Below are 24,471 nucleotides of genomic sequence, written 5' to 3'. Positions count from 1 at the left end.
CATCTTCAAGAGGGTAGGTTTCCACTACATCGCCGAAAACGCCATCCAACCCCGCTGATCGCCCGGAGAACGCGGATGCCAACCCGAAGATCTTTTCAAAATCGCAGTTGTTCAGTAACTTGGGCTAACCGGCTGGTTGTGGTCGTCCTGGTCCACGACTGGTGTACCGGCGACTCGGGCAAGCGTGACTACTGGCAGTCGTTCCTCGATTCCCTGGACGAAGCCGCGGGCAAGGGCACGTTCGTGACGACCCGGGTGCTGGTCGACGCCTCGAACCGAGGTGCCGGCATCGTTGCACGGGCAGGCGGTCCGACGGTGGCTGCGGCCGGTCTCGAGCCCGGTCAATCGTCTCCCGGGTCCAGAACGGCCATGAAGGCCTCCTGCGGGATGGTCACCGAGCCGACCATTTTCATGCGCTTCTTGCCCTCCTTTTGCTTCTCAAGCAGTTTCCGCTTGCGGGTGACATCGCCGCCGTAGCACTTGGCGGTGACGTTCTTGCGCATGGCCTTGATGGTCTCGCGGGCGAGGATCCGGCCGCCGATGGCGGCCTGCAAGGGGATGTCGAACATGTGCCGGGAGATCTCCTTGCGGAGTCGGTTGATCAGGGTCCGCCCTCGGCGTTCGGCCTTGTCGCGATGGACGATGATCGACAGCGCGTCGACCGAGGTGCCATTGACCAGAATGTCGAGCTTGACGAGCTTGTCGGGGTGATAGCCGGCCAGCTGGTAGTCCATGGTGCCGTAACCCCTGGTCGCGGCCTTGAGTCGGTCGTAGAAGTCGAAGATAGTCTCTGCCAGCGGGAACCGATAGGTCAGCATGACGCGCTGGGTGGAGAGATACTCGGTCTTCTTGTAGATTCCCCGGCGGTCTTCGGCGATCTGCATAATCGCCCCGATGGCGTCGGCTGGAACGATCAGATTGGCGTCGATCATTGGCTCCCGAATTTCCTCGACCTTCGACATATCGGGCAACTCGCTCGGCGAGTCGATGGTGAGCAGTTCGCCGTTGCTCGTCAGCACCTGGTAATTGACGGTGGGAGCGGTCTGGACCACGTCGATGTTTGCCTCGCGCTCGATGCGTTCCTGGATGATTTTCATGTGTAGCAGGCCGAGGAATCCGCAACGGAACCCGAAACCCAGGGCGGTGCTGTGCACGGGTTCAAACGAGAACGAACAGTCGTTGAGCCAGAGGTTCTCGAGGGCGGCGCGAAGTTCCGGCGCCTCGGTCATCGGGCCGGGGTAGAAATCGCAGAACACCATGCGTTGAGGCGGCTGATAACCGGGAAGGGGTTCCGCGGCCCGCGGGTCGTCGTGCGTGATGGTGTCGCCGATGGTGACGTCGTTGAGCGTCTTGATGCCGGCCACCATGTAGCCTACCTCGCCGGCGGCGAGGACATCGACCGCGGTCGGCTTGGGTGTGAACTTGCCGACCTCAATGACCGTGTAGGTTCGCTGGGCGGCCATGAGGAAGACCCTGTCGCCCCGCCGGATCTGGCCGTCCATGATGCGGAGGTGGCAGATCACGCCTCGGTGGACGTCCGGCTTGGCGTCATAGACCAAGGCTCGCAACGGGGCATCCAGGTTCGCCGTCGGCGGGCGGATCTTCTCGACGATCGCCCGGAAGACGTCGTCCAGTCCGACGCCGGTCTTGGCCGAGGTGAAAACCGCGCGATCGGCGGGAATGCCCAGGACGTGTTCCACCTCGAGGGCGGCGTCCTCCGCCCGGGCCGTGGGCAGATCGATCTTGTTGATGACCGGGATGATCTCCAGGTCGGCCTCGACGGCCTTGTAGGCGTTGGCTACGGTCTGAGCCTGGACCCCTTGCGTGGCGTCGACGAGCAGCAACACGCCTTCGCAGGCCGCCAGGGCCCGGGAGACCTCGTAGTGGAAGTCCACATGGCCAGGCGTGTCGATCAGGTTGAGCATGTACTCCTGGCCATTGCACTCGTAGAAGACGGTCGCCCGGTTGGCCTTGATGGTAATGCCCATCTCCCGCTCGAGTTCCATATCATCGAGGAACTGCTCGCGCATCTCGCGCTGGGCGACGGCTCCGGTCGCGACAAGAATGCGGTCGGCCAGGGTGCTCTTTCCGTGGTCGATATGGGCGATGATACTGAAGTTACGGATCAGCTGGCGGTCAAACATCGGTCAATGGTCTTTCGTTCTCGCTGCGAATCCTCAAACGCATAGTGTATCCGGATTCGCAGCCGGGGCCAAGGACGGCGGGAGCACAAGACGCGTCAGCAGAGTCGGAGCCAGTGCGTGCCTTCGGGGTAACCTGATCGGCCGGGTCGCGTTTCGAGGTAGGCGCCGCCCCGTGGCGTGACGATGAGCGGCGCGGTGGGATCGTGCTTGGGGTTGTGCCACGGGTTGCTGGTTGCCAAGCCGGCATGCTCGGCCTGGGCCTGGACTCGTGGATCATCGTCCCACGCTTGCCAATCCCAGTTGTCCCAGAAGCCCAACAGGTGGGCCGCCGCAATCAGACGCATCGCGTTCTGGCCGTAGCCCAGCAGGATAAGGCGTCGCGGGCTCGGGTGTCGACGTGCGAGGCGGTGGAGGGGGACGTTCTTGTCGAGGTGATCGTCATGGGGGTCGAAGTAGTGGAGCCAGCAGAAGACACGCTGACGACCGACGTCGGTCAGCAACTGGTCCACGGCTTGGTTGAGCCGGTCTCAGGTCTGCCAGCATCCTCCTCGGCAGGTCATGGTTCCGTCGTGGATGTCCCGGTAGAGATCGAATCCGCGGTTGAGCCCGGTTGGCGAGTTCAAGACAAGGGTGGAAGGGAACCCGGCGGTGAGGAATCCTGCCCGGCGGGTGTACTCGGCCAGGGTGGGGATCTTCTGGTTGCACAACTGGCCCAGGAGGAGACGCACGCCGGTTCGGAAGGGGTATACACCGGTCAGCAGGCTGGCGATGGCCGGCGTCGTGAAGGGCGCGTGGCAGACCGCCTCGGTGAAGATCGCCGCTCCCTGCGCCAGCTTGTTGATGACGGGGGGTTGCCGACCCTGCGGATCGTACACACCCAGGAAATCCGGTCGGAGGGAGTCCATGGAAATGGTGAACACCTCTCGCAGCATCTGGGTGCCCTGGAAGATCTGTATCGTTATTGACGACAATGAGTTACGGACGATCTGGGTATCCGCACGTCTCCTGGTTTAAGCTGTCGGAATGGTGGGGGAATTGGCTGCCCCGAAAGCTCGGTCGGGCGGCCTTGGTCGTCCAGGGCTGCTTGACGTGTGGCGGAGTGCATTTATAATCGGTGACACTCAAGGGCCCAACGGCGTGAAATCCGCCGTCGGGTGAGGTGTAACTCTATGGCAGAGGTGGTCTTAGAGAACGTTGTGAAGGTCTACCCTGGGAATATCAGGGCGGTGGACAACGTTTCGCTGGCCATCCGAGACGAAGAGTTCATTGTCTTGGTTGGGCCGTCCGGATGTGGCAAGAGCACGACGCTCCGGATGGTGGCCGGTCTCGAGGAGATCAGCGACGGCACGATCCGGATCGGTGAGCGTGTGGTCAACAGCGTTGCGCCGAAGGATCGCGATATCGCGATGGTCTTCCAAAACTACGCTCTGTACCCGCACATGTCGGTGTACAAGAACATGGCGTTTGGCCTGAAGCTCCGGCGGGTGCCCAAAGCGGAGATTGATGAGCGGGTGCGGGGGGCGGCCAGGATGCTGGGCATCGAGCACCTGCTGGACCGAAAGCCGAAGGCCTTGTCGGGCGGGCAGCGACAGCGGGTGGCGGTGGGGCGGGCGATCGTTCGGACGCCGAAGGCGTTTCTGTTCGACGAGCCGCTGAGCAACCTGGATGCGAAGCTGCGTATCGAGATGCGGGCGGAGTTGAAGAAGCTCCACCGCAAGCTACGGACGACGACGATCTACGTCACCCACGACCAGGAAGAGGCGATGACGCTGGGAGACCGGATCGTGGTCATGAAGGACGGCGTCATTCACCAGTGTGGCAGTCCGCTGGAGGTTTACGAGCGGCCGGTGAATCGCTTTGTTGCAGGGTTCGTGGGCACGCCGCCGATGAACTTCCTGAAAGGGCGTGTCGTGGGGGGGGAGAACGGCGGTTTTTGGTTCGACGAGGGATCCGGCAGACTGCGTTTGCCGGACCGTTTGGCCCGGGCCATGGCCGGTTGCAGCGGACGGGAGATGGTGCTGGGCGTGCGTCCGGAGGGGATTGGTCTGCGTTCCGAAGGCCGATTCGCAGGGCGAGAGAATGTCTTGAGCGTGGCGGTGACCGTGGTTGAGCCGCTGGGCGATCGAATGGACGTGCATGTTCAGACCGGGCGGCACGACCGTATCGTCTGCCGAGTGGATGCCGACCGGACGATCAGGGACGGGATGAGACTTCCGATGTACCTGGACATGGAGCAGGTGCATGTTTTCGAGCCGGGAGACGAAGGTGTGAACGTCAGCCTGACCGGAAGTGGAGACCACGCCAGTGCGGCCTAGTCGGGTTCAGCACTGGTCGAGTTGGTTGTGGGTGGGGTCGCAACGGATCGTCGGGAGGCCTGCGATGCGTTGACGGCGAAGCATCCACGTCTGGTGGCTGGTCCCGGGAAACCCGCGGGCCGGCGGCTCGAAAAGTGGGTCCCGAAGGCGTCCCACTTTTTTGTTTGGAAATATGAGGATGATCGCAGATGAACGCTGAGTTGGTTCGAATCGTTGACAGCATTGCTCGGGACAAGAACATTGAGAAGGACGAGGTCTACCTTGACCTCGAGCAAGCGATGGAATCCGCGGTCCGCAAGGCTTATGGGCAGCTCGATGAAGTCAAGGTCTCGATTGATCGCCTCACCGGAGACATCAGCGCGGCCCGCAACGGCCAGCCGATCGACATGCGCGACCTGGGGCGCATCGCGGCCCAGACCGCCAAGCAGGTCATGATCCAGAAGATCCGGGAGGCTGAGCGCGGCAGCATCTTTGACGAGTTTCAGGATCGCAAGGGCACGGTCGTGACCGGCACCGTCTCGCGATATGAGGGCGGGGCTTTGATCATCAATCTGGGTCGTGCGGAGGGATTCTTGCCCAAGAGCGAGCAGATCCCGGGTGAGACTCACCATCCTGGCGAGCGGATCCGCACGCTCATCCTCGATGTCCGGGAGTCGCCCCACCAGGTCAAGATCGTGTTGAGCCGATCGCATCCGGACTTCATCCGGCGGTTGTTCGAACTTGAGGTTCCGGAGGTTTCCGAGCGGATCATTGAGGTGAAGGCCCTGGCTCGCGAGGCCGGGTATCGGACGAAGATCGCGGTCTCATCGATTGACATGAAGGTGGACGCGGTGGGCGCGTGCGTAGGTGTTCGCGGGAGCCGCATCAAGAACATCGTCGTGGAGCTGGGTGGAGAGAAGATTGACATCGTGCGCTGGAATGAATCCTCCCAGATCCTGATTAACAATGCCCTCAAGCCCGCTGAGGTCGAAGAGACGGCCCTTTGCTTCGAACTGGGGAGAGCGACCGTCGTGGTTCCGGACGACCAGCTGTCCCTGGCCATCGGCAAGCGAGGCCAGAATGTTCGTCTGGCGGCCCGACTGACCGGCTGGGACATCGATATTCTCACTCCGAAGGAATACAACAAGGGCCTGGATGACATGGAGAAGGTGCTGTCCTCCCTTGAAGGCATGACCAGCGAGAAGATCGAGAAGATGATGGCCATGGGCATCATTTCGCTGGGCGATGTCGAGGAGATCGGGGTCGAGCCGCTGATGAAGGTTCTCGGATTGAGCGAGGAACTGGCCCAGCAGGTGATCAGCACGAGCAGTGAGGCTGCCAAGCGGTTGATGGCTGAGGCGGAGGCGGCGAAGGCCGCGGCAGTGGCTGCGGCCGCCGCGGAATCGGCAGCGACAAGCGTGACGGACGGGGTCGAGACGGACTCGGAGATCCGATCGGCCACGGCTGCGGAGGAGGCGGGTGCGGTGGATGGAGCGACCGTGCCGTCTGATGCCGGTGACGGGCCGAAGCCCGAAGCTCCGGCGGAGCCGTTGGGGACGGAGGGAGTCCAGACGCCGGAGACGGGTGCCTCGCAACAGCCGGCGTAGCCAAGGAGACTGATTTTGGCTGACAAGCTACGCGTTCATACGCTCAGCAAGGAACTGGGCGTGACCAGCAAGGCGATCCTCGACAAGTGCAAGCTTGAGGGGGTCGATGGGATCACGAACCACATGTCGACCGTTTCGGCCGGACTGGCGGAGACGATCCGCGAGTGGTTCAGCGGGGGAACGCACGCCACGGCGGTGGAGGAGGCCGCTCCTGTCGACCTGGACAAGGTTCGAAGTCGACGCCGAGGCGGAGCCCGCAAGTCGGCCAAAGGCGAGGAGGCTGGCGAACACGTCGAAGCCGAGAAGGGAGCGGAGACGGTGCCGGCGGGTCTGGAGACGACCGTTGTGGTGCCCGAGGTTGCGCCGCCGACGGAGGCGTCTCCGGCAGTCGTCCCCGCGGTCGCCGCTGAGGCCCCGGCGGTGATTGCCCCCGAGCAGCCGGTACCCGCCGTCCAACCGGACAGCCTCGCGGCTGTGGCCTCGCCGGTCACGGTGGCGGCGGCAGCGCCGGTGGTCGAGACGGTTGCGGCCGCACCCACCGACGCTGCGGCCGTGGTCGCGCCGACCCCGGCGGCTCGGACTCCCGCCCATGCTCATCCGTCGAAGGCGGCCAAGCCCGCTCCGCCGGCTCGGCCGGCGGCGGTGATTGCTCCGGCCGGTCCACAGAACGTTCCCGCGCCGGCCCAGATGAAAGGTCCGCGCGTCGTCGGCTTTGCCAAGCCGGATGTCATTCCCCGGCCTGTTCCGCGTGCCCGGCCCGGCGAACCCCTGGTTGCGCCCGATGATCTTGCGGAAACGGGCGAGGGTCGCGGGCGGCAGGGTCACGGCCGGACGGCGGCGAGGGATGACGAAGGGCGTAAGAGCAAGGTTCGGGCCAACCCGCGCCGGACGCGCGGGTCGCTGGCCGAGGTTGGCGAGCGCCTGCGTGAATGGAACGACCGGGATCTGCTCGAGCGGCAGGAGAGGCTTCAGGAAGCAACAGGCCGGGGCATTCACGCCCGGCGGGCTCGTGAGAAGGCGGCGGCCCACGCTCCGGGCGTGGTTGCTCCGCGCAAGACTCGTGCCCAGGTGACTGAACCGATCCTGGTGCACCAGCTGTGCGCGGCCACGGGCATCGGGCTGAACCAGCTATTCCCGAAGCTGAAGAACGAACACAATCTGATGATCAGCAGGAATAGCGTCATTCCGACCGACGTGGCCCAGGTGGTGATGCTTGACTTTGGAGTCGAACTCGAAGTGGTGAAACCGAAAACCGAGTTGGAAAGACTTAAGGACGAGTTCGATGCCCGGGAGCGTGGCAACCTGCAGCGCCGCCCGCCGGTGGTGACGATGCTGGGGCACGTGGACCATGGCAAGACCAGCCTGCTGGACGCGATTCGGAGGACTTCGGTGGCCAGCGGAGAAGCGGGCGGGATCACCCAGCACATCGGTGCTTACCGCGTCGAGCGGGGTGACCTGTCGGTGACTTTCCTCGACACCCCGGGCCATGAGGCGTTCACCGCGATGCGGGCTCGTGGCGCCCACATGACCGACGTGGTCGTGCTGGTCGTTGCCGCCGACGATGGTCTCATGCCCCAGACGATCGAGGCGATCAACCACGCCAAGGCGGCCAAGGTCGCCATCGTGGTTGCCCTAAACAAGATCGATCTGCCCGGGGTGGACATCAACAAGATTTACGGCCAGCTTTCGGAGATGGGGCTGGCTCCGACAGAGTGGGGCGGAGAGACGGACGTGATCAAGACCTCGGCCACGACCGGGACGGGCGTCGAGGCGCTGATCGCCCACTTGGCGACCCTGTCCGAGCTACTGGATTTGAAGGCGGATCCGACCGTTCCGGCGCGTGGAGCGGTGATCGAAGCCCAGATGCAGTCGGCGGTGGGGCCGGTGGTGCGCATGCTGGTTCAGGAAGGGACGCTGAAACGCGGGGACTACCTGGTCTCCGGCCCCGCCGCCGGTCGGGTGCGGATGCTGCGCGACGATCGCGGGCGGGTCCTGAAGTCAGCCGGACCCGGCGTGCCGGTCGAGGTGGCAGGTCTGGATGCCGTGCCCAACGCGGGCGACTCGTTCTACTGCGTCGAGTCTCTGCAGCGGGCCAAGTCGGTTGCGGCCGAGACCGGCAACCTGCGTCGCCAGGAAGCCCTGGTTCAGCTGCAGAAGCCGAAGACGCTGGATGACCTGTTCCAGCAGCGGGAAAGCGGCCAGATTCCGGAACTGAATCTGATCCTTCGAGCCGACGTGCAAGGTTCGGTTGACGCTCTGGTGAAGGTGTTGAAAGAGATTCCCAGCGAGGAGGTCAAGCTGACCTTCCTGCACACCGGGATCGGTGCGGTAAGCGAGAGCGATGTGGTGCTGGCCGCGGCGAGCGGGGCGATGGTGGTTGGTTTCAACGTGGCCGCAGACCCGACCGTGCAGCGGATGGCTGATGCCGAGGGCGTGACCGTCCGGCTGTACCGGATCATCTATGACGTGGCCGACGACATCCGCAAGGCGCTGGAGGGCCTGCTGCCGACGGAGAGCAAGGAAGAGAGCCGGGGCAAGGCCGAGGTTCGCGAGACGTTCCGGGTGTCGCGGGTCGGCGTCATCGCGGGCTGCCTGGTCACCGACGGCATCGTGGCTCGAGCGCACAAGCTGCGGGTGATCCGCGACGGGCAGATCATCGTCCCAACAGCCGATGATGTGAAGCGCGGGCGGCATCGGTCGGTGGGGTCTCTACGCCGGTTCAAGGACGATGTTCGGGAAGTGCGATCGGGCATGGAGTGCGGCATCCGGGTTGAGGACTTCGACGACGTCAAGCCGGGCGACGTGATCGAGGCTTACGAGGTAATTGAGACCGCGCGCAAGCTCTAGCTATCAGCCGGGCAAGGTGATGGGTTTGGCGCGACCGGGGTCAGGTGTATGAAGTCATTTCGGCCGGAACGGGTAGCCAGCGTGGTCCAACAGGTGGTGAGCGAAGCCATCGCGCAGAAACTGAGCGACCCGCGGATCGAGCCGATGACCAGCGTGACCCGAGTGGAGGTGACTCAGGATCTCGAGCATGCCAAGGTATTCGTGAGCGTGATGGGTGACGACGCGGTCCAACGGCGGACCATGCAGGGACTCAGGTCCGCGGCGGGTCTGGTGCAGAAGCTCTTGGCCGGGGAATTGCCGATCAGGCAATGCCCCCACCTGAGTTTCCATCTGGACGAATCGATCAAGCGGGCGGCGGAAACCTACCGCCTGATCGACGAAGCCATGGCCGAGATTCGCCGAGACGAAGCCTCCCGGGGGTCGGCGAAGGACGGGCAAATGATGGGTGAGTCTGGCGGAGAAGACGCATGAAGCATGGCAAGGAGTATGCCAAGCGAATCAAGCGGCTGCATCACGACCTGGTGAGCAAGTACGGGAAGCCAGCGGCAGTCGAGTCCGTCGATCCGCTCGAGCAGTTGGTGATCGGGATCCTGGCGATTGACAGTACGGAGACCAAGGCACAAGCGGTCTATCGGAAGATCACCCAGCAGATGGTCGATCTGAACGAGCTTCGGGTCACACCGGCTCTGGAGTTGGCCGAGATGATCGGGGACAGCGTACCCCACGCGACGGACAAGGCGAGGCGGATCGTTGAGGCCCTGAACGCGGTGCGCCGCCGGCAGGACACGCTGGATCTTTCCTTCTTGCAGCAGCGTGGGCGTCGTGAAGCTCGGGAATACCTTGAGTCACTGGACGGCGTGCCCCGGGCGGCGGCCGCTTCAGTCGTCCTGTTCTCTTTGGGCGGACATGCCATTCCTGTTGACGACCTGACGCTTTACATTCTTCGCAAGGAGGACATGATCGATCCGGCCGTTGACGGGGTTGAGGCTCAGGCCTTCATTGAGCGGCACATCACTGCCGCCGAGGCCCCGATGTTCGCGCTGCTGCTCAGTCGCTACGTCGCCGCGCATGCCATGCGGATTGATGTGGAGGCCATTCCGACGTTGATGCACCCACCGGCCTCCAAGCCGGCCCCCGACCAGCTCGCTCTCAAGGCAGAGCCCCAGCCGCCGCTGAAAGCGGAGACTACCCCGGCCAAGCCGGCCGGCAAGCCGGAGCCCTCCAAAGGTTCCCCCAAGGCCGAGGCGACCAAAACGGCTGCCAAGCCTGCGGCCGCGGCGAAAGCGACTGCGAAGCCGCGGCCGAGTCCCAAGCCATCGTTCAAGGTGGATGCAGCCTCTAAGCCGCCCTCGAGACCCGAGTCGGCGGTCAAGACCTCATCCGGATCTGAAACTGCATCCAAAGCGGGGGGTAAGCGCGATCCTGGGGCCAAGGGACGCGGCAAGGTGGAGCCAGCAGTCAAATCAACCGCAGGCAAACCCAAGAAAGCGGTCGCGACGGCCAAAACCAAGAGATGAGCCAGGCCGGCCGGCCATGCGTATGGACCAGGAGAAGCTCAAGTGACTGATCAGCGGATTCTGAAGGTGGGTATCCCCAAGGGCAGCCTTGCTGATTCCACCGTCGATCTCTTTGCCCGCGCGGGCTTCAGCCTGCAGATCTCCTCACGGGGGTACTACCCGTCGATCGACGATCCCGAATTGAGTTGCGTGATGTTCCGGGCTCAGGAGATGAGCCGCTATGTCGAGGACGGCGTTCTGGATGTCGGCCTGACCGGTCACGATTGGATCAAGGAGAACGGCAGCGACGTGCACGAGGTCTGTGAGCTGGTGTACTCCAAGACGAGCGCCCGCCCGGCCCGGTGGGTGCTGGCCGTGCCCAACGAGTCGAACGTGAAGCGTGTCGAGGATCTTGATGGAGGTATCATCGCCACCGAGCTGGTCAATGCGACCCGGCGGTACTTCGAGAGCAAGGGTGTCAAGGTCCGCATCGAGTTCAGCTGGGGAGCCACCGAGGTCAAGGCCCGCTTAGTGGACGGCATTGTCGAACTGACCGAAACGGGCTCGTCGCTGCGGGAGAACAACCTGCGGATCCTGGACGAGGTGCTCACGTCGACCACGCGGCTGATCGCGAATCGCCGGTCGTACGCAGACTCGTGGAAGAAGGAGAAGACGGACTCGCTCGCCTTGCTGTTGCGCAGTGCCATCGAAGCGAAGGCCAAGGTCGGCCTGAAGCTGAACGTGGGCAACGAGAACCTCGAGAAAGTGCTCGCCCTCTTGCCGGCCCAGCTGTCCCCGACGGTCTCGCCGCTGGCCAACGGGCGTTACAGTGCCGTGGAGGCCATCCTCGAGGCCAAGGCGGAGCGAGTGCTTGTTCCGCAACTCCTGAAGGTCGGAGCCTCGGGGATCATCGTCTATCCGTTGAGCAAGGTTATTCCCTAGCGATCGGTGGCAGGTGGCCGCCGGTTGCGAGGGCGGAGGTGAGATCGCAGTGCCGTCGCCGCTCATCCGACATCGTGGGTCGGGCATCCTGGCCTTTCTGGGTGCGGCTCTGCTCGGCGGTTGCTCCGAGTTGTCCGGGGCGGGGGCCGATCCGGCGACCACACGTTTTTTCGCGGCTCCCGAACGACCGGCGGGTTTTGACGTGGAGCGAGCCGAGGCGTCGCTCGATCAGATCGCCGATGATCCTCCGGCGCCCCCCAAGGACCGGTCTGTTCCCGATGTCGAACTGCCCCGCCAGGCAACTCGCCATGTCGAGGAAGCCCGGCGGTTGTTCGCGGAGCAACGATTCAGCGAGGCGATCAGCGAGTTGGGCAAAGCCCTTCGTTACCATGCCGCGATTCTCGACGCTCATCGCCTGCTGGCACTGTGCTATCAGCTCTCCGGTGACGACCCGAAGGCGGGCCATCACGCGGCCCGGGTCCTCGAGCTGAAGCCGGGGGATCTGGTAGGGCACTTCGTCCTGGGCCGGCTGGCGGACAAGGCGGGCAACCGGGAGGAAGCTCTGCGCCGCTACCGCACGGCCCTGAAGTGCGAAGCCGCTCCAGGGGATGCCGAGTATCGAGCGCTTAGCCATTTTCATCTCGGCAAGCGGCTGTTCGAGGAGCGCTTTTACGCCGCAGCCCTGGTCCAATTCAATGCCTTCGATACTAAGCTGGGGGCACTAGGCGGAGCGGTCGACAGCAATCCCGAACTGGCGACGATTGTCCGGGTCCAGCGGGTGCCGCTGGCGCTGCAACGAGCTGACGGCTACGCTCTGCTGGGCAAGTACGGGGCTGCTGCGGACGCGATGAAGGTGGCATCGATGGCCGCACCGGAGGACGGGAAGCTCCGCGCAGCTCACATCCGCATGCTGGTGCTGGCCAAGCGGCTGGACGAGGCTGCGGCCGCCGCCGATCGGTTTGTCGCCGACAGTAAGGCGAGCCGTGAATCCCTGGAACTGCTGGCCGCCCTCCATCGAGAAACCGGCCATCCCGAGCGGACGGTCACTTCGTTGCAGGCCATCGTGGCTCAGCAGGGAAACAATGTCGACCTTCGATTGTTCTACATTGACGCGCTCACGGCCGCCAAGCGGTATGACGACGCTGCGAACGAGATCCAGGGCCTGCTGGCGGATCATGCGGATCTGCCCGAGGTGCGCTGGAAGCTGGTGTATCTCAATGGGGCGCGAGGCGACTGGGCGGGCTGGCTGCGAGCCCTGGTTGAGGAGACGGTCAGACGGCCTGAGGGCTCGAGCCGGCTGACGGAGGAGATCGCCCGCTGTCCCGAGCCGATTGCGAAGGCGATCGTAGATGAATGCCTGACCCCGGCTGGTCGGGCGGGCAAATACCTGGGCACGATCGCCGCGGACCCTTCACAATCCGGGGTTCGAGATTACCTCGTGGCTCGGATCGCCCAGCGCCTGAACCGGTCACAGGAGGCCCAGGTCCTGCTCGAGCGAGCCGCCCGGCAGGAAGGCGGACACCTTCCGGCCGTGGTGACCCTGGCGGAGATGCAGCTGCAGAGCTGCCGGTGGGACGAGGCCCGCGGCATTCTGGAAGCGGCGGGGCGATCTTCGGCCAAGCCCGAGGGAATGATCGAAGCCCTCCTGGGGCGTTGCGACGACGGGCTGGATAAGGTCCATAGCGCGATCGAGCATTACGGGAAGGCTATCGAGCTCGCTCCGAACGACATCCGGCCGATGATGTGGCTGGCCAGCCTGTACGAGCGGATCGATAAGGTGGTTGAGGCCCGGAAGCAGTACGAGCAGGTGCTCCGAATTGCCCCGGACAGCATCGCCGCCCGGGATCGGCTGATCCGCATTTTGTGGAGTGCCCGCGAGCATCAGCGGCTTTCCGACGAACTCGCCGCGATGCAGCGGCTGGCCCCGAATGCCCCCGCTACGGTGCGTTGTGCGAGCATGGTCAAGTACCTCCGTCCCCCTCTGCTGGACTGGGGCCATTACGCCAAGGACCTGCGCGAGATCCTGGGAACGAGTCCGGATGACCTGGGCACTCGCGAGGACCTGGCCCGGGCGTTGATCGCGATGCGGGATTTCGATGCTGCCCGAGAGGAGATTCAGCAGCTTCTGAAGCGAGATCCGTTTTCCGCGACCGGCAACGAGCTGCTGGCCCACGTTCTGACTCGATCGCTGGAGTTCGAGCTGGCCCGCGCCCAATTTGAGCGGATGGTGCAGTTCTACCCGAACCGAGAAGGGTGGCTGCGGACGCTGGTTCGATTCCACATGATGGACCAGGATTACGATGTCGCCGCCACGGTTGCCAAGCGGCTTCTGGCCCTGGTCAAGCCCGGGGATCAGCAGGAGACCGCTTACCGGGCAATCCTGCTCGAGGCTTACCGTAAGGGGGGGCGCTTCGACATTGCGTTGAAGGAGACCGAGGCTTGGCTGGCTCAGGCGGCCGGCCGGGAGGACTTGATCCGTCATTGCCGCTGGTTTGTCCTCGTGGCCGATGCGGGAGCCAAGGAGCACGGTCGCTATCTGAATCGCGTGCGCGGCTGGCTGGCGGCGGATCCGGCCAACGTCGAGCTGCGTGGGTGGCTGCTCGGCCTGGGGGTGGATCGCTCGCAGGACGTCCTTGGCGCCCCGCCGGGTGAGGCCGGTCTGCTGGGAGCCAAGCGGTACGATGAGGCCGCCACGCAGGCCCTTGCGTGGTTTTCGAAGTCGAACGACGACTCGGTTCCGGTCGAGTGGATCGTCAGCGTCTTGCAGGCCGCCGGACGCCACGACGAGGCCATCGAGATCGCATCGAGTCAGCTCGTGCCGGGCCTGCCGCCGCAGGAGCGGGTCAGTCGGGTCAGCACGCTGCGGGATGCGTACATGCGGGGCAGGCGTGACGAGCAGGCGGTGGCCACGACCAAGGATCTGCTCTCCGAGCTTCGGAAGCTGTTTGAAGTCGTCGACGATCGTCAAAAAGGTGTGGTCGACGCTACGCTGACCGAACAGCGGCGAATGTACAGTCGGATCCTGGCCCGGGCGAGGCGATTCGATGAAGCGGTCGACAACCTGCGCGAGATGATTGCCCAGCTGGAGAGTCTCCGAGAGAAGGCTGCGGCGGTCCTGCCGCGGATCGAAGACCCGGCGCAGCGGGCCAGCATCTGGTACAGCGAGCGCGAGGTTCGCCGGCAAGAGGCCATCCTGCTCCAGACCTTGGCCTATGTTTACCAGCTTCAGGGCCAGATGGACTCCGCTATCGACACGCTGCGCGATGCCCGGCAATTGATGCCTGAGGACGTGGGGCTCAACAACGACTTGGGGTACACGCTGATCGAGGCGGGACGCGACGTGGATGACGCCGAGAGGATGGTCCGCTTTGCGGTGGGAGAGAGTCCCGAAGAGGCCGCGTATCTGGATAGTCTGGGCTGGGTGTTCTACCGGAAGGGACAGTTCGGGCTTGCTCGGACCTGGCTCAAGCGGGCGACCGGGATGGAGACCGGCGAGGATCCTGTGGTGTTCGACCACTTGGCGGACGCCTGCTGGCGATTGGGGGAAAAGGAGGAGGCCGTTCGATGCTGGCGGCGTTCCCTCGAGGTTTACGCGAACATCGCGGCCGAGGGGTTCCAGGACCGAGACGAGAAGGCGATGGAGAAGACGAAGGCCAAACTAGTGGCTGCGGAGAAGGGGGGCAAGCCACTCGTCGCCGAAGCGATCCCCGATACACAGCCGTCGCCGTAGAGAGTCCCGGACGTTCCGGGACTGGTGAAGTATAGGCAGGAACGACGGATGGGGGACGGCGTCCGGTGATCGACTTGACGTTCAATGCTCATCGTTCGTCACCGGTCAGAGGCGATCATAAGGCTGGAGGCTGCTTGCCGAAGCCTGATACTCAAGGAGAATCGTCATGTCTGGGCATTCACACTGGGCACGAATCAAGCACAAAAAGGGCGTGACCGATGCTCGTCGCGGACGCCTGTGGAGCAAACTCGCCAGGAACATCATCGTGGCCGCCAAACGAGGAGGAGGTGACCCGGACCAGAATCTGACCTTGCGCTACGCGATCGACAAGGCCAAAGGGGCCAACATGCCGAAGGATACGATCGAGAACGCAGTCAAGAAGGGCGTCGGTGGTGGCGAGGCCACGAACTACGAGACCGTCTATTACGAAGGTTACGGCCCTGGAGGGGTGGCGGTTCTGGCCGAGGCGTTGACGGATAATCGGAACCGGACCGCGCCTGAGATTAAGAAGATCTTCGAGCGACACGGAGGCAATATCGGGGCCGCCGGCTGCGTGCAGTGGATGTTCAGCTCGAAGGGGCTGATCATGGTGCCGGTTGCGGCCGCGGACGAGGACAAGATCGGCGAGATTGCCCTGGAATCGGGCGCGGATGATTACGTCAAGTCCGAGGACGTCTGGGAGATCGTCTGCGAGCCTGCCGCCTTCGAGCCGATTCGAGAGGCGCTGGCCAAGGCCGGGATTCAGACGCAGTCCGCAGAAATCATCCGCCGGCCATCAACCACGGTGACGGTGGACGCGGAGAACGGTCAGAAGCTGCTTAAACTGATCGAAGCCATCGAGGACCAGGACGACATCCAGAACGTGTATTCCAACTTCGACATTCCCGACGATGTCATGGCTGCGATGGGCAGCTGAGCAGGGCCAGGAACTCGGCATTGCCTTTCTGGCCGAGGATCGGGCTGGGGATGAGACTGTCGATGGCTAAGCCGAGCCCGCGGATACGGTCGAGGGTCTGAGCCAGAGCGGCCGTTGCCTCGGCCTGGGGAAGCACACCCTCGCGCAGCCTCTCGGGGCTAGATTCGTAGTGAGGCTTGATCAGGCTGATGATACGTCCTGCCGGCCGGAGCATCTTCGTCGCGTTGGGCAGGATATGCTCTTGCCGGGTCCAGCCGGCGTCGATGGTCACCAGATCGACCTGCTCGGGCAAGGCAACATGCATGGCGTTGGTGCGCTCCAGGACTCTCACCCGCGGGTCGACTCGGAGCGTGTAGGCAAGAACGCCGTGGCCTGTGTCGATCGCGTAGACTCGGGAGGCGCCGCGCCGCAGCAGGCAATGGACGAATCCCCCCACATTGCTGCCCAGGTCCGCGCAGGACATGCCCTTTGGGTCGATGCCGAAAGCGTCCAGGGCGGCCGCCAGCTTCTCACCGCCGCGACTGACATACGGTCGATGAGGATTGGGTGGCAAGAGGTGTTTCTCCAGACCTATGTTCGGCTGACACATGTAGCACTGCCGGGGCGCTCGGCGTGCAACCTCGGCCAAGACAAACCAGGCGAATGCCCCTGGAATCGTTCGCCTGGTACGGTGTTCCCATGGCTGATGGCTGTGGCTACGCTGAGCGCGGAGCTTGACGAACAAGTCATCAGGTGGTCTTACCGCTCGCGTTGAATTTCCGTTGCAGTCGGGATTTCCTGCGGTTGGCGGTGTTCTTGTGGATGGTGCCCTTGGAAGCCACCTTGTCCAGTTTCTTGATCGCGGCCTTGAGGGCCTCGGCCGACTTGGCCTTGTCCCCGGAGGACAGAGCTTCCTTGAAATTGCGGACGGTGTCCTTGAGCTCGATTTTCCGGGCGCGGTTGACGGCCCGGTGCTTGACACCCTGACGGATCCGCTTCCTGGCGGACAATGAATGAGCCACTTCGTATTCTCCTGGACTGACTGAATCCTCAGGTCGTGCGCCTGACTTCCGGTTCAACCTCGGGGCGGGCCGCCGAGGACCGCCACAACTCGGGAGGGCCTAATCCTTCGGATTCTCCCCCTTGGCGGCCTTCTCGTCCTCTTGCCGTTTGCGCAGGTCGTCGATACGTTTTCGGACCTCGCCGTTCCGGTAGTTGTAGTCCCATTGTATGATCTGGCCGTAGATTTTCAACGTTTCTTCGATCCGGCCGTCCTCTTCGAGCGCCCGGGCCAGCCTGTAGTGCAGGTCCTTTCCGAGCTCGTTATCCTGGACTTCATGGAGCTTGATCGCCTCCCGGAGCGTGTCGATCGCCGCGGAGTAGTAGCCTTTCTTGAAGAAACACTGGCCGATGAGCAAGCTACACTGCCCCCGGGTCTTGGGGTCGGCTCGAGCTTCCTGGAGGACCGGGATGGCCTCGTCGTAGCGCTTGGCCTGAAAAAGCCGTTGTCCGTACTGGTACCGGAGCCGGAGATCGGTCGGATACTGTTCGCAGCGTTCCTTGAAGACCGACAGTTCGAGTTTGAGCATCGTCGCGACCATCCTCTTAGCTTCCTCGGCGCTGCCCGAGGCCAGGACTTCGCGGGATCGTCGTTTGAGCTGGCGCATTCGGATGTCGTCGGCCTTGAGCTTGAAGCGATACTCCCGAAGCTCAGTAAAGGTTTTCTCGAGGATCTGGATGGCCTTGTTCTCGAGGTTTTCGTCGTCCCTGCGGCAGAGCAAGTCGACCAGCTCGTTGATCAGGCCTTTGTCGTTGGGTTTGACGCTGTAACGCCGTTCTGCTGCGGCGATGAGCTGGTCCAGGCGTTCGTCAGATTGGACGATGCGCTCCTGGTCGCGAATCTCGGCCTGGGCATCGCTATCGCGGATGGAGTCCTTGAAGGAGTCCGCCGAACCGTACTTGCCACGGAGGATGGTGAGTTTGCCGGCCACGTCGCGCAGATCGGTGGAAATGTCCAGATCCTGCGGCTTGAGAGCCTGGAGCCGGCTGAGAGCCTGTACCGCCCGCTCCAGACCGGCGATGGCCATGGGCGGATCGGTATTGGCGTTCCGGTCACCGAGTTCCTCGTAGATGGTGCGCATGAGCACGAAGCGAGCCGGCCTGGGTTTCGGCTCCTTGACGGCCGCGTCCGCGAGCAGTTCCCCTATCCAAAGCGTGGTCTGGTCAAAACGCGACTTGGCCGCGTTCTTGAACATGGCCTCCATGTAGTCGATGTTGCCGGGATCCTTGGAAAGGAGGACTTCCGCGTTGAGCATTGACCGCTTGGTGTCTTTGGCGTTGGTCTTATACTTGATTCCGTCGGTGAAGGATACCTTGCGGGGCCCGCGGAACAGGGCAGCCGCCCGGCAGGGCTTGTGGCCCTCCTCGACAGCCTCGGGCCAGAACTCGAGGCCGGTGATGTAACTCTCGATGGCGTAGTCGTAGTTCTTCTTCTCGACCAGTTGCTGACCGTGGCGAAACCACTGGCGGGCCCTGGCGATGTCGGCGTCGGTGAAGGTGGGCCGTGCGTCGTCTCCGCTGTTGCTCGGGTTTTCTGCTTTACTCATCGGCTTCGAAGGTCCAGCAATAAGCCAAGAAAGCGCCAGAGGTTACATCGTAATCGGTGGGGCAGGACGGGTCAAGCAGGTCAGCGGCCCCTCGGTGGATCTTCGGCCGACACTCAGGCTGGGGCCCAGGGGGTTCGCGCCGACCTAGCCGGAGGGGCCTTGGCCGTGGCTAGAATCGAGGGTGTCGGGAGGTGAATCGCGGGGTCCGATCTCGGGTGTTGACGACTCCGGCTACCGTTTGCCCTGGGAGCTAGAACCCAGGTGTTGGGCGACATACCCCACGTGCTCGGGGATGGGCAGCTTCTGCGTGCACTTGCTCTCACATTCGCCGCATTGGGTGCAGTTCTCGGCTGTTGTGTTCTTCGCCGGGTCGGCGATCCATCGGTAGTGGTTGGCGGCCGCTTCCGGGCATTGAAGCACGCGGTGGAGGTAGGCGGTGTGCATGATGCCGGGGATGTTGAGCCCCCGGGGGCAGGGCATGCAGTATTGGCAATCCGTGCACAGGCCGAGGTTCTTCTTGGACAGTCGGGCGTAGGCCTCCACGATCCTGGAGCGCAGGCCACCGACCAGTGGCGGCTTGGCGAAGTTGGCCAGCGTGTCGGTGATATCTGAGGGCTTTCGGATTCCGCAGAGCACCGTGTCCACATTGGGGTCGCCGCTCAGGAAGCGGTGGGCCGCCTCGATGGGTTCCAGCCCGCTGGCCGCGGCGGTCAGGACTAGCGAGTTCTCCGCGAGCATTCCACCGCCGATGGGGTTCATCACGAGGGTGGCGATACCCTTGGCGTGGGCCTTGGCGATGTTCTCCTGGTAGGTCTGGTTCATGACGTTGTATGTGAACAGGATGGCCTCGCACCAGTCAGCTTCGTCGATATAACGGCTGATGTTCTCGGGGCTGTCATGCGTCGTGAAGCCGATATGCCCGACAAGGCCTTCCTTCCTGGCTCGAAGGATGCCCTCGAGCATGCCATCCTTGCCGGTTGCCTGCTGCCAGTGCTCAAGGCTGTCGATGTTCCACAGCTGGTAGAAGTCCAGCCGGTCAACATCCAGGCGCTCCATGGATTCAAGAATCCGCTTGTAGGTGCACGCGGCCGTCGGCCGGTCGGTCTCCTCAACCATCTGGACCCAGGGCGACCATTTGGTCGACAGGAGGATCCTGGAGCGGTAGCCATCCTTGAGGCTCTTGCCGACTTTGATCTCGCTGTCTCCGTATCCGCGAGAGGTGTCAATGTAGATCATCCCCGCGTCGATCGCCTGACGAAGCAGGGCGACGGCCTCATCATCTCCCTTAGGTAGCCGCATCGCCCCGATGCTGACGCGATGCACCTTCAGCCCGCTGCGTCGCCCGAATGCTATCCCGTCCTGTTGAGCCATGGGAATGGACTATAGCCGATGCCCGGGAAGGGGGCCAGATTGCACGCCCTCTCGCCCCTGTCGACCTGGATCAGGATGAGTTTTTCCTGCGAGAATGGGCTTTACTTTCGTGCCAAGGCGGGTTTGAATATGAGCAGGAGCCGTGCGTGCACCGTTCCATGCAGTCTCGGCTCGTTGCACCGCGTCCTGTCATGGGGACACAGAAAACGAGGTACATCACATGCGGTTCCACGTCATGCTGTCGGTGGGGCTCGTGCTGGCCGGTTCGGGGGTTGCCTTGGGCTATGGCGAGCCGCTGGATGCTACGGTGAATGCCGAGGTCAAGGAGTACGTCGGCCTGAACGTGGTCAACGTTGACTACGCCTTCAAGGACCTTGGCCAGACGACCGACAACCTGCCTCTGCTGGCCGAAGCCCAACTCAAGCACAGCACTGATCCCATGGATATCAGCGGGGCGGCCGTGACCGCCACCTTCAGTGAGCCGAACTTGAGTACGCTGCCCGATCCGAACGAGTTTGGCCTCGTGGCCGCCGGCATCAGCCTGACCGAGGATGTCTCGTACGCGGGACGCGGGGAGACGGTGGAGGTGCGGCGGGTGACATTCCTGGACAGTGAGATCGGCGAGCCGAATGGTACCGCCCTGGAGGCTCACAGCTACTTCTTCCTTGATGGCATCGTGGTAGTATGGAGCAAATCGAGCGGCCTGGGCTTGTCGCAGGTCCTCGCGGATCTTTCGGTCAGCGTGGATCAGGTTCGCGGCACCGAGGAGGTGTCAACCCCGGTGCTCTCCGCGGGCCTGTCGCTCGTGGGCCACAGCGACGGCACGTTGGCGGTCACGACCAGTGGCGGGATCAGCGCCGACAACCTGCTTGAGCTGGACATCACGTCGTCGGTGGCGGATGTGGGCGTGGCTCGCGTGGTGGTCCTGCCGGAGTTGGCCATTCCATATACCTACCAGGCATCGGTGGGTGAGCAGTTTGATCTGAAAGCCCGGGTTCAGGGTTCTTTCGTCAATCGCAGTGGTACGGGGGTAGCGTTGTTGATCGGCGTACCGGCTTCTGACGTGCCGACTCTGCTGAATCAAATCGTCGGCCAGGGGACAGGCGGCTTGTTCGGAAACGCGGTCGTCACCCAGGTTGCCGCTCATCCCGCCCCGGTGAAACCCCTATCGGCGGCGGACCGAACGACCCAGGTGGTGGTGTTGCCGCAATCGCGTCTGATTCCCGCCTGGTGTGGGGCGATGGGTGTTGAGCTGGTGCCCGCGGTGTTCTTGTTTGCTCTGGTCCCGGGCTTGGTGCGACGCTTCCGATGAGGCTTGCGGATGCATGGAGACGCCTCGGATCCTGGCTATCGACGATGTCCATCTTTGGTCGCCACCGGACGCCGTGGAGGAGACCCAGGCCTTCTACGTGGATCTTCTTGGTTTTGACCTGCTGCCACGGGGCGGTGGCGCGGAAGTGATGCGATTTCGGGGGCGGCCGCGGAATGGCCCCAAGCTGGTCATCCGACTGGGGGCGGACCCGGCTCTGACTCCGGTTCGGCGGCAAGTGCTGATTCAGGTGGCCGACTTGGTCGGTTTTGCCGTGTCCTTGGGCGAGCGGCGTATCGCGTTTGAGCAGGCTCATGGCTGGTCGTTCTACGATCGGAGATTGACGATGCTCGATCCTGCGGGTAATCGTGTGGATGTGGTAGCCTACCACAGCTTCTGAGCTTGGCGGGGGGGTGAATTCCTTATCTTAAGCCCTTTTTCAACAGGCGCTTAGTGTGGTGACGGTTCGTCGGGCTGTTGGACTGCTGGAGAGCTCGGATTTTGACGAAAAAGGGAGTGACAAGGCCCGGGCGAACGGTTATACTTCAATGGCCTAACGTGCTCCGTGTGTTTGGATGACGGCTTGGGCGTCAATCACAAGGCCATGCCTCTGGCGGCATCTCCAGCACTTGTCAGCCTCCACTGTGCCGGGTGAGTCAAGCGTGTGAGCGGTAGGGCGGCTTGATCCCGAGGATGGAAAGGCGTCGGCGTGACCAGGGTTGGAAAACCGATCATTGGTATCGCCGGGGGGATTGGTTCAGGCAAGAGCACGGTGGCTGCGATCCTGCAGGACCTTGGGGCGAAGGTCATCGACGCGGATCGCATCAGCCACGAGGAGTTGGACTCGCCTGAGGTGCTGGAAACCCTGGTCGGCTGGTGGGGGGAAGGGGTGGTGTCTCCCGGGCCGCGGGCCAATCGAAGCGTTATCCGCGAGATCGTGCGGGAGAGCCCTGCCGAGCTTGGCCGTCTTGAACGGCTGGTTCATCCACGAATCGCTCGACGGTCCGAGGAACTGCTGGCTGCCTACGATCGGGACCCCAAGGTCCGGGCGATCGTGTGGGATGCCCCTCTGCTTTACGAGGTGGGCCTCGCCGAGCGGTGTGATGGTGTGGTTTTCGTGAATGCCGACGAGCAAACGCGGCTGAGGCGCGTTCGGCGGTCACGGGGATGGGACCTGCGGGACCTGGCGAGAATGCAGGCAGCCCAGAAACCACTTGACTTCAAGAGGAATAGAGCCGATTATACGGTAGAGAACAACTCCGATATAGACGATCTCCGCCGACAAGTGGAGAAGGTCTTTTCCCGAATACTCTCCGGTTGCCACGACGCATCTGGCCGATAGCCCGGGGCGGTTTCCGTTCTCGACACTCAGTAACGAACAGTCATCCTTTGGAGGATTCGTAGATGGCGCGAGCCAGTGACAAGTCCAAGAGCAAGACAACGCGCGGCGGATCACGCGGGGCTGCCCGCAAGAGGCACGAGATCGAGAACGATCTTCCGCAGGTCGAGGAATCGCCTGAACCGGCGGTCGAACCGGCCGATGGGAGCGATGGCTTCGCCGAAGGCCTCGGCGACAGTGAGCCGGCCGCGACCGCCCAAGGCGTGGCCGTGGCTGCCGAGCCTACCCGGCCGGCCGAAGTCGGTCGCTCGGCGGATTCCCAGTCCGCCATCGACGCCGAGACCCATGCCAAGTACGAGGAAGTCAAACGCGGTGAGCTGCACATCAAGGATCTGCAGAAAATCACCGTGGACGCCCTCCATGAGATCGCCAAGAACGAAGGGCTGTCCGACTACACCGGCCTGAGCAAGTCCGAGTTGATCTTCCGCATCCTGAAGGAGCGGATTCGTCAGAACGGTTTGATGTACGGTGAAGGAGTGCTGGAGATCCTCCCGGATGGGTTCGGATTCCTGCGAAACCCGGAGTACAACTATCTGCCTTGCCCCGACGACATTTACGTCAGCCCCTCGCAGATTCGCCGGTTTGGCCTCCGTACCGGGCACATCGTGGCCGGCCAGATCCGCCCACCCAAGGAATCAGAGCGGTACTTTGCCTTGCTGCGGGTCGAGGCGATCAACCTCGAGGATCCCGAGCGGGTCACGGAGAAGACCAACTTCGAGGATCTGACCCCGCTTCACCCCGGACCGAAGGACCCCGCCACGGCCTTGCTTGGAAATGAGGGTCGGCTGAGGCTGGAAACCGCCTCCGACGAGATCAACATGCGGATCGTGGACCTGGTCACCCCGATCGGCAAGGGCCAGCGCATGCTCATCGTGGCCCCACCGCGGACCGGCAAGACGGTGCTCCTGCAGAAGATGGCCAACGCTATCTCGAAGAACGACACGGACGCGTACGTCATCATCCTGCTGATCGACGAACGGCCGGAGGAAGTGACCGAAATGCAGCGGGCGACCAAGGCGGAGGTCATCTCATCCACCTTCGACGAACCCGCCAGCCGGCACGTCCAAGTGGCCGAGATGGTCATCGAGAAAGCCAAACGCATGGTCGAGTACGGCCACGACGTGGTCATTCTGCTCGACTCGATCACCCGTCTGGCCCGAGCGTACAACACTGAAGTGCCGCACTCGGGCAAGATCCTGACCGGCGGTGTCGACGCCAATGCCTTGCAGAAACCCAAACGGTTCTTCGGCGCTGCCCGCAACATCGAGGAAGGCGGCTCTCTGACCATCATCGGTACGGCCCTTGTCGATACCGGGAGCAAAATGGACGAGGTCATCTTCGAGGAGTTCAAGGGCACGGGCAACGCCGAGCTGCACCTCGACCGTCGCCTGGTCGATCGCCGGACCTGGCCTGCCATCGACATCAATTCGAGTGGTACGCGCAAGGAAGAGCTGCTGCTCGCTCCCGAGGAGCTTGAACTCGTGTACAAGCTTCGCCGCGTGCTGAGCGATATGAACCCGATCGAAGCCATCGAACTGCTTCGTTCCCGATTGCTCAAGGTTCGAACCAACGCCGAGTTCCTGATGACCATGAATTTCGGCTGACAGCACCAGCACCCCTTCGCTGGTCCGAGACCCAGAAGCAGGCAGGTCGCGAACCAGGGTTGACCGCCTGCCGGACAGGCGGGTGGTGACACTCCTGGGTATCAGGTCCTTTGACGGCCGGAACGACCCGCCTCGCGACCCGGGCGACGAAACCACCCTTGTACCGCGAGCACGATCCCGCGACCGGGAATGCCGAGCGGGTGTGGCCGCGCGGGCCGGTCGGGTGA

The 24,471-nt window shown here is 63.2% G+C and carries 19 protein-coding genes; 12 read left to right on the top strand and 7 right to left on the bottom strand.

Annotated features, from left to right (window positions below; all coding sequences use genetic code 11):
• Positions 1-341 precede the first annotated feature (341 nt).
• The 3 genes from lepA to KA354_18510 all read right to left on the bottom strand — a co-directional run bounded on the left by lepA (position 342) and on the right by KA354_18510 (position 3,049).
• Positions 342-2,144, bottom strand: coding sequence for a translation elongation factor 4 (lepA, locus tag KA354_18520; GenBank protein MBP7936641.1), 1,803 nt, complete (start codon positions 2,142-2,144; stop codon positions 342-344).
• Positions 2,145-2,239: 95 nt separating this feature from the next.
• Entirely contained in the window at positions 2,240-2,653 is a 414-nt protein-coding gene (locus tag KA354_18515) for a hypothetical protein (protein ID MBP7936640.1), read from the bottom strand.
• 18 nt (positions 2,654-2,671) lie between these two features.
• The gene (locus tag KA354_18510) at positions 2,672-3,049 is read right to left on the bottom strand and encodes a sulfatase-like hydrolase/transferase (GenBank protein ID MBP7936639.1); all 378 of its coding nucleotides are present in this window, start codon (positions 3,047-3,049) and stop codon (positions 2,672-2,674) included.
• 264 nt (positions 3,050-3,313) lie between these two features.
• Here KA354_18510 and ugpC point away from each other — a divergent pair, with 264 nt between their 5' ends.
• The 8 genes from ugpC to KA354_18470 all read left to right on the top strand — a co-directional run bounded on the left by ugpC (position 3,314) and on the right by KA354_18470 (position 15,976).
• Positions 3,314-4,459: a sn-glycerol-3-phosphate ABC transporter ATP-binding protein UgpC gene (ugpC, locus tag KA354_18505; GenBank protein MBP7936638.1), complete on the top strand. Its 1,146-nt coding sequence runs from the start codon at positions 3,314-3,316 to the stop codon at positions 4,457-4,459.
• 188 nt (positions 4,460-4,647) lie between these two features.
• Complete coding sequence (gene nusA / locus KA354_18500) at positions 4,648-6,045, top strand: transcription termination/antitermination protein NusA (GenBank protein ID MBP7936637.1); 1,398 nt, start codon at positions 4,648-4,650, stop codon at positions 6,043-6,045.
• 15 nt (positions 6,046-6,060) lie between these two features.
• The gene (infB, locus tag KA354_18495; protein MBP7936636.1) at positions 6,061-8,892 is read left to right on the top strand and encodes a translation initiation factor IF-2; all 2,832 of its coding nucleotides are present in this window, start codon (positions 6,061-6,063) and stop codon (positions 8,890-8,892) included.
• Positions 8,893-8,940: 48 nt separating this feature from the next.
• Positions 8,941-9,363 (top strand): 30S ribosome-binding factor RbfA, encoded by a 423-nt coding sequence (rbfA, locus tag KA354_18490; protein ID MBP7936635.1) that lies wholly within the window; start codon positions 8,941-8,943, stop codon positions 9,361-9,363.
• Positions 9,360-10,409 carry a hypothetical protein gene (locus KA354_18485; protein MBP7936634.1) on the top strand — a complete coding sequence of 350 codons (1,050 nt, stop codon included), beginning with the start codon at positions 9,360-9,362 and terminating at the stop codon, positions 10,407-10,409. The genes rbfA and KA354_18485 overlap by 4 nt, the downstream gene beginning before the upstream one ends.
• A 42-nt stretch (positions 10,410-10,451) precedes the next feature.
• Positions 10,452-11,330, top strand: a complete 879-nt coding sequence (locus tag KA354_18480; GenBank protein MBP7936633.1) for an ATP phosphoribosyltransferase — start codon at positions 10,452-10,454, stop codon at positions 11,328-11,330.
• 49 nt (positions 11,331-11,379) lie between these two features.
• Complete coding sequence (locus tag KA354_18475; GenBank protein ID MBP7936632.1) at positions 11,380-15,060, top strand: tetratricopeptide repeat protein; 3,681 nt, start codon at positions 11,380-11,382, stop codon at positions 15,058-15,060.
• A 166-nt stretch (positions 15,061-15,226) separates the two neighbouring features.
• Positions 15,227-15,976 carry a YebC/PmpR family DNA-binding transcriptional regulator gene (locus tag KA354_18470; protein ID MBP7936631.1) on the top strand — a complete coding sequence of 250 codons (750 nt, stop codon included), beginning with the start codon at positions 15,227-15,229 and terminating at the stop codon, positions 15,974-15,976.
• Here the strand turns inward: KA354_18470 and KA354_18465 are convergent.
• From KA354_18465 to KA354_18450, 4 genes are all read right to left on the bottom strand, one after another.
• Complete coding sequence (locus KA354_18465) at positions 15,954-16,529, bottom strand: TlyA family RNA methyltransferase (protein ID MBP7936630.1); 576 nt, start codon at positions 16,527-16,529, stop codon at positions 15,954-15,956. The two genes, KA354_18470 and KA354_18465, sit on opposite strands and share 23 nt — an antisense overlap.
• 175 nt (positions 16,530-16,704) lie before the next feature.
• Complete coding sequence (gene rpsT / locus KA354_18460; GenBank protein ID MBP7936629.1) at positions 16,705-16,977, bottom strand: 30S ribosomal protein S20; 273 nt, start codon at positions 16,975-16,977, stop codon at positions 16,705-16,707.
• Between the two features lie 99 nt (positions 16,978-17,076).
• Positions 17,077-18,561 (bottom strand): tetratricopeptide repeat protein, encoded by a 1,485-nt coding sequence (locus KA354_18455; GenBank protein ID MBP7936628.1) that lies wholly within the window; start codon positions 18,559-18,561, stop codon positions 17,077-17,079.
• A 231-nt stretch (positions 18,562-18,792) separates the two neighbouring features.
• On the bottom strand, positions 18,793-19,860 hold the full coding sequence (locus tag KA354_18450; GenBank protein MBP7936627.1) for an aldo/keto reductase: 1,068 nt from the start codon (positions 19,858-19,860) through the stop codon (positions 18,793-18,795).
• Positions 19,861-20,152: 292 nt separating this feature from the next.
• Here KA354_18450 and KA354_18445 point away from each other — a divergent pair, with 292 nt between their 5' ends.
• The 4 genes from KA354_18445 to rho all read left to right on the top strand — a co-directional run bounded on the left by KA354_18445 (position 20,153) and on the right by rho (position 24,244).
• A complete protein-coding gene (locus KA354_18445; GenBank protein ID MBP7936626.1) occupies positions 20,153-21,244 on the top strand; it encodes a hypothetical protein in 1,092 nt (363 codons plus the stop codon).
• Between the two features lie 13 nt (positions 21,245-21,257).
• On the top strand, positions 21,258-21,641 hold the full coding sequence (locus KA354_18440) for a hypothetical protein (GenBank protein ID MBP7936625.1): 384 nt from the start codon (positions 21,258-21,260) through the stop codon (positions 21,639-21,641).
• A 309-nt stretch (positions 21,642-21,950) separates the two neighbouring features.
• Positions 21,951-22,583: a dephospho-CoA kinase gene (locus KA354_18435; protein ID MBP7936624.1), complete on the top strand. Its 633-nt coding sequence runs from the start codon at positions 21,951-21,953 to the stop codon at positions 22,581-22,583.
• A 62-nt stretch (positions 22,584-22,645) separates the two neighbouring features.
• Positions 22,646-24,244: a transcription termination factor Rho gene (gene rho / locus KA354_18430; protein ID MBP7936623.1), complete on the top strand. Its 1,599-nt coding sequence runs from the start codon at positions 22,646-22,648 to the stop codon at positions 24,242-24,244.
• Positions 24,245-24,471 lie beyond the last annotated feature (227 nt).

The organism is Phycisphaerae bacterium (genome assembly GCA_018003015.1).
GTDB lineage: Bacteria > Planctomycetota > Phycisphaerae > UBA1845 > PWPN01 > JAGNEZ01.
This window is presented reverse-complemented; position numbering and strand designations above follow the sequence as displayed.